Annotated in this window: 6 protein-coding genes and 2 pseudogenes; all 8 read right to left on the bottom strand. The window is 43.4% G+C overall.

From position 1 onward, the window contains the following. Positions 1-12: 12 nt before the first annotated feature. The gene (locus tag AB3112_RS07205) at positions 13-651 is read right to left on the bottom strand and encodes a DUF421 domain-containing protein (RefSeq protein ID WP_367334191.1); all 639 of its coding nucleotides are present in this window, start codon (positions 649-651) and stop codon (positions 13-15) included. Position 652: 1 nt separating this feature from the next. After that, a complete protein-coding gene (locus tag AB3112_RS07200; protein ID WP_057909588.1) occupies positions 653-1,105 on the bottom strand; it encodes a DUF3290 domain-containing protein in 453 nt (150 codons plus the stop codon). Positions 1,106-1,174: 69 nt separating this feature from the next. Beyond that, positions 1,175-2,065, bottom strand: a complete 891-nt coding sequence (locus tag AB3112_RS07195) for a polysaccharide deacetylase family protein (protein ID WP_057909589.1) — start codon at positions 2,063-2,065, stop codon at positions 1,175-1,177. Beyond that, positions 2,046-2,366 carry a hypothetical protein gene (locus tag AB3112_RS07190; protein ID WP_084973537.1) on the bottom strand — a complete coding sequence of 107 codons (321 nt, stop codon included), beginning with the start codon at positions 2,364-2,366 and terminating at the stop codon, positions 2,046-2,048. Before AB3112_RS07190 ends, AB3112_RS07195 begins: the two co-directional genes overlap by 20 nt. Then, positions 2,366-3,573, bottom strand: a pseudogene (locus AB3112_RS07185) (glycosyltransferase). The gene AB3112_RS07190 and the pseudogene AB3112_RS07185 overlap by 1 nt, the downstream one beginning before the upstream one ends. Before the next feature lie 25 nt (positions 3,574-3,598). After that, positions 3,599-4,738, bottom strand: a complete 1,140-nt coding sequence (locus AB3112_RS07180; RefSeq protein ID WP_239822848.1) for a family 20 glycosylhydrolase — start codon at positions 4,736-4,738, stop codon at positions 3,599-3,601. A gap of 270 nt (positions 4,739-5,008) precedes the next feature. Beyond that, positions 5,009-5,785, bottom strand: a complete 777-nt coding sequence (locus AB3112_RS07175; protein WP_367334190.1) for an ABC transporter permease — start codon at positions 5,783-5,785, stop codon at positions 5,009-5,011. 1 nt (position 5,786) lies between these two features. Continuing rightward, positions 5,787-6,247, bottom strand: a pseudogene (locus tag AB3112_RS07170) (ABC transporter ATP-binding protein); the annotation flags it as partial.

Genomic DNA, 6,247 nt, shown 5'->3' with positions numbered 1-6,247 from the left:
GGTAAGAAAGGCTTATTTTTCCGGGAAGGGCTCTACTTGCAACACATTTTCACGATACGTTGCCCAGTAAACATCCCGGATATTATCGATTCCCTGCTTGGAAAGCTCAGCGTCCAGCCACTCCTGGTCTTTTCCCATCACATCCAAAACATCGGGATCAATTTGGCCATCGACAATCACAGGATAGCGAATGCTGCCTTCTCCCCGATTCAAAACAGTCAGTTGGCCGTTTTGCTCCAAAATAGCCCGCTTAACATCTCTAATATCGTAAACTCCGGCTGTTCTAAGCTTGAAGTCCACGTCTTTGGCGGATAAGTTGGCGCGAATACAATTTTCGACCAGCATCTCACCGTTTCGAACCAGCGTGATCGGTTCGCCTTCAATAAACTTGCCAAACCAATGAATGTGGGTCTTGAGATAACGGGTCACCAGAATTAACAGCGCCCATAACAGAAGAATCACCAAGAATTGAGCCATTGTAATCGCCGGATTATAAATCACCCCGCCGATAATGCCACCAAGGACATAGTTTTGTAGTTGATCCATCGCCGATGTGGGTGCTAAATTTCCTTTACCGGTTAGATTGATTAAGACCGTAATAAATAAGAAACCAACGATTAGCTTTAATGCGACATCTGAATATGTAAACATGTTAGCGTGCCTCCTCAACTTTAATGCGACTGGACGAATCCAACTCAACTTTTTCCAACACAAAGGCCGTTCCATCAGCGTTGTAATCCACTCGATAGAAGCCATTCGGTGCCTTGACCATCAAATTTGCATTTTGGGTGGTCGAGTTAACGCTGACCTTTTCGGGTGGCAGTTCAAGCCGCTTGGCAACCTGCCTGACGGTTTGGGTAATCTGCCCGGTTTGTTTGGATGAAGATTGAATGGCACTAAAATCGTTATATTGAACTGCCAGCACTAACAGAAGCAGTGTCGCGACAATGATGCTTAAATCCTTGTATTTAATGTCCAACCGGTTGCGCAAATAGTGAATCAAAAACAAGATGAAAATAACTGCCAGCACGCTTAAAGCGATCACTCGCGCGTACTGCCAGTTACTTTGGGAACTTTTGAGATAGTCATACGTATAAAAAGTCATTGCGTTTCCCCCGCTTTATTTAAAGTCTTCTTAATTCTATCTCAAAGTTCATTTTTGGTAAAATGATTGCTAGTTGTTAATCCATTTCTTAATACTATTCCAACTGTAGTTATTGACAATAATCCGTGGCGTCTGCTTGAGATTACTGTGATTGGTCACAATGCCGTCATTCAACGTCAAAATCACCTTTAAGCCGGGTTGGTTGGAAAGAAACTTCTGGATCTGGGAATCACCACTTCCGTATGGATAGGTAAAAATCGGCGACCGGTAGCCCACTTTTTCCTTCAAAACTCTTTGGCTGGTCGCATAATCACGTGTAAACCTCGTGTAGTTGGACGGAATATTAAAAACTGGCGTCCCGTGATCGACCATGTAGTGCATATTATTCGTGTGGACGCCAAAGGTTACCAGCCCGTGTGCCCGCTTTTGAAGCCGTTGAATTGCCGGCCAAGTTGCCAGTTTAGTCCCCTGCTTGTACCAGCCGGTATTGCCGGTAATAATCGATTGGGTAAATGGATAATGTAACTTCTGGAGAACCGGGAAGGCATTTTCAATCGATGTCCGGTCGATATCATCAAACGTAATGACAACATACTTGCCATGAATGGGACGCTTGCTGTGGGCCATGGCCATCATTTGCTTAATTGAAATCACCTTGACGTGATGTGAGCGCAAATAATACATCTGCTTTTTAAATGACGGCAGGTTGACGTTAAAATCATGGAACTGGGTGTTAGGCGACACCGCCTCGTCAAATTTGACAAGCCCGGTTGGATTGAGAATGCGATGGTACGAAAAGACCATAATGCCATTTTTGACTCGTTGGTCCCGCTTCGAAATCGCAAAATCCGGCCGGTTTCCCAATTGATACTCAATATTGTGTCGAACGCTCACAGCCAGCAGTGCTAGAAAAATCACAATAAATCCGCTTAAAATCCACTTACGACTTGTCCTGCTCATGGCGTTTTGCCTCCCGTTCCAATTTTTTAATCCGCAGCCAGCCAAAGACTGTCATGAAACCAACCATTACCAATACCAGCATCGCAAATCTCGCGTAGGCATAATACGAAAGGTTCAAGAATAAATAGTCCGACACTAACGTATCCGAATAGGCATTGAGTAAAAAACAAACGTTGACGTAGATAATGTAAGTTGTCATCGCCCACAACATCACTAAAAAGATGAACCGCTCCAACCGTTTAAAAATCGAAGACCGTTTTCGAATAATCAGATTCGTTTCCTGTTTGTCTTTTTTCATCATCAAAGCCCCCGATCCGGACTGCTCCAGCTGCCGGAACGCTCAGGGTCAAGAAAGAATGATCCAAGGGCAGTCAAACAGCTGACCAGATTGATAAACCAGTAGAAAACAACGTATAACGGCAGCAGTGACAAGTCCTGCCATTTGATGAAATCAGATTCCTTGGAATCGGCATAGCCAATCCAAAACTGCACCAGACTAATCAGCAACAGCAAGAATAAAATCACGCCATCCATAATGATGTCACCAGTAAATAAAATGGTGATCAGATAAAAAAGCGTTACGAACGAACAACTAATCGCCCACAAATCACTGATGATCATATCAAGTAGCAGCCATTGTTCACTCAAATGGCCGGTAATAAACATCCCCCGGTTGCGGAACAAGACTTCAAAGCCACCCCGAGCCCAACGTCTTCTTTGGTGAATCAGGTCCATAATTTTTTCAGGAACCAGGCCACGGATTGCGGACAGTAACGGACTTGCCAGCCGTGTTGGTATAATCGCCAGGTGATGTCAATGTCTTCAGTGATTGCGTCAACATTCCACCAGCCAGCGTCGATGATCGCTGCTCTGCGATAGGCAACCACCACACCTGAAACCGTGGTGATATGGCCGATGACAAACGCCTGACCACGTTTGATGATGTCAATCACGCCCACGTATTCCAACAGCTGAAGACGGCCTAAAATACTCGTCCGATTTCGAACAATCGGCTTACCGGCAACTGCGCCTACTTTAGGATTGTCGTAAAAGCGTGCTAACATCGGCTCTAAGACATTTTTGTCAACGTAGCAGTCGGCATCCAGGCAAAGTAGGAATTCACCAGAAGCGACCTTCGTACCCTCGTTTAACGCGTTGGCTTTTCCCTTGTTGATCCTAATATCGACAATTTTAATTGGAAATTGCTCGTGATACCTTTTTTTAAGCGAATCCATGACCGCCAGCGTATTATCGTGACTGCCATCATTAATCAAAACCAACTCGATCTTTTGATACGTAATCTTGGCGATCGATTCCACCACTTGCGCAAGCGTTTCTTCTTCATTGTGGGCTGGAACCAAAATCGAAACCAACTCGTCAGGCTGTCCTGCATGAGTATTTCGAAGTGGAATCCGCCGTTCTTGAATCGAAAAAAAGATGGATCCGGTAATCCAAACGGTCGATACAATAACCGGATATAAAATCACAAAGTAACTGATTGTGTTCATAAGTAATCCCCCCAAAACAAATATGTTACCGATCCTCTGCTAGCTTTAAGAACGTTTTAATGAACTTATTGCTTGCCTGGTATACCTGCTGGTCCGTAATCGATCCAGCGGCGTCTGCCCAAAGTGAAACACTGCTGCCAACAATTCCCCGTTTCGACTTCAATGTTGTGTCATTATCGTTGTGCCAAAGTGTCGGTTTCCAATACTGCTTCATGTCACTAATCATGTAGTTCACGTTTTTCTTGGAAATATTTGCCTTCGAAAGGTTGAAATACAGGTAATAATCGTTATAGTTCAGCACCTTAAACCCGTGTTTGATCAGCTTCGGCATTGAGGCCCAGTACTTTTGTCGTTGTTTCCCGAGACTTCCGTGTTGATCGGCCGTCCAACTCCAGTAGGTCACTTGAATGTCTTTATTGAGCTTGCTTAAGCTGCTGTTCAAGAAGCCATCGTTCCATGCTTCAGGAATAAAGCCCATTTTCTCCACGTTTTGACTCGTTGCGTTCAAGTATTTAACGTAGGGCGCATTACTTTTCACCTTGTCTGTAAATTCATCCCCGCCTAAATGAAATCGGGCATTACTCTGATTGGCAAAGTCTTCTCCGACTTCATCATTGAGCTTGTTAACAAACTGAATGCCGGCCTGATTAAGATGAATTTCATCACGATAACTCTTGGAATACCAGCTGACCTGCTTAGCCAACTTGGCCTTGCCGTTTGCTTTCATGGTTTCAACCAAGGCCGTGACGTGGGCCGGTGTATCAATTTCTGGAATCAACGTAATCCCCTGCCGCTTAGCGTCTTTAACCAGGCTTTTGATCTCTGCTTGGCTATAGAAAAACTGATTGGTTTTCTTGTTATGCCAAACGCCGTTAATTTTCCTGGCGTTTTTGATCGATTGGCCAACGTAGTTATTTTCAATCGCAAAGTCCTTGTCATCGCTAAAATGAAGCTGGATAAAGCTGCCGTGATTATCGGCAACCAAGTGAATATACTTTCTCAACGTTGATACCCGGTAGTGTCTCCGCGACACATCCAGCGTCACGCCATTGAATTTCCCGTATTCCGTATTTGAACTTGAATGGGTTGTTGCGGCTTTATGAGCTGTGCATCCCATCAATAAGACCATTAAAGGCATTAGTACCAGCCAACTCTTATGTACCATGTAAGGTTCCCCCGATAATTCAAATTTTGAAACATATTTGTAACATTTAATCAGGGTCCATATTAACAAACTTCAAAAAAAATTCTATCAACAAGTCCATTTTCCAACGAAACGTTAGACTCTCTTAACAATTAATGAGATTATTATTAGAATGACTTGTTATTGTGAACAAATTGGGAATAGGTCAATTAAAAGGGGGCCACATCAGCTTTCTCGGCTAATGCGGCCCCCTCATCAAAAGGTCATATTATTAATTTTAATCAGTTCGACTTAAACACTTCGACGCTTGAAGATAACGTAGCTGATCGCCATAAAGATCGCGGTGTACACTAAACTTCCAGCGACCATTTCCGGTGTTGAAAGCAGCGTCATTTTATGAAACGAGCTTGAGACCAGTTGATTTGATAGATTCATCATGTTCAGCGGGTTCCACTTGAGCCATTCCCACTTTTGCATCAATACGAACATGATGTTGGACACGATGCTAAGCGCAAAATAGCCGATAATTCCAATTGAAATTGCGGCAGCTGTACTTTTGAAAATGTTGGCCAGTAATAAAACCAGGCTCAATACCAACCAAATGGTTAAAAAGGACCCAACAATTCCCAGCCATTGCGTTTCCATCACCGTATGACCACCTGAATATTTATCGGAAAGCTGAAATTTGTCGTTGAACAACACAACCTTCATAAGAAGTGACCAGACGAATGCGACAACGTAAAAATAAATTGAGTAAAGTAACATGGTAATCCATTTGCTGACAAGAATCTCACCACGGTAATACTTTCGATACAGTAGTTCTTTTATCGTGCCATATTGAAACTCCATAGCAATAATCGAACTGCAGGCTGCAATCATGAACAACACAATCCAGTTGATACCGGTGAACAGTTGGACAAACCGATCCTGCGGCTGACCCCAGTACTTCGGATGGCTACGACTCAACACCGCAAACAAAGTCATCAAAATCAAAAGCGTTGCCGAAACCGCATAGGTACTTTTCTTGTGGAGCAACTTAAAAGTTTCTTGTTTTACTAACGTTATCATTCTATGACTCCTTTACTTTGTCGTTTTTAAGCAGGTTCAAAAGGGATGTTTCCAAATCACTGTGGACATGTTGAACGTCTTCAATATCAACGCCATTATCAGACAATAATTTGATCACATCGGCCATCTTGGTCTGCTCGGTTTCGATGATACTTAACTTATCGCCGTCATCAAGTTGATAGCCATTTTGGCTCAACACGTCCTTGGCTTTGGCATCGTCAGAAGTCTGCAAAACAAGTAACTTCTTGCTGCCACTTTCAAGTTCGGCCATGCTTTGGGTGTAAACGATCTGCCCCTTGTCAATGACAACCAAATCATCAACCAACTTTTCCAATTCACTTAAGATATGACTGGAAATTAAGAAAGTTGTGCCTTGCTTAGCCAAGTCCAAGATAATTTTCCGCAAATCCTTGTTAGCTTGTGGATCAAGCCCATTCATCGGTTCGTCCAGGATGACAAACT

The sequence above is a fragment of the Lentilactobacillus sp. genome (assembly GCF_040773105.1).
Classification (GTDB): Bacteria; Bacillota; Bacilli; order Lactobacillales; family Lactobacillaceae; genus Lentilactobacillus; species Lentilactobacillus parabuchneri.
Note: the sequence above shows the minus strand (reverse complement) of the source record. Positions and strands in the feature narration are given on the sequence as shown.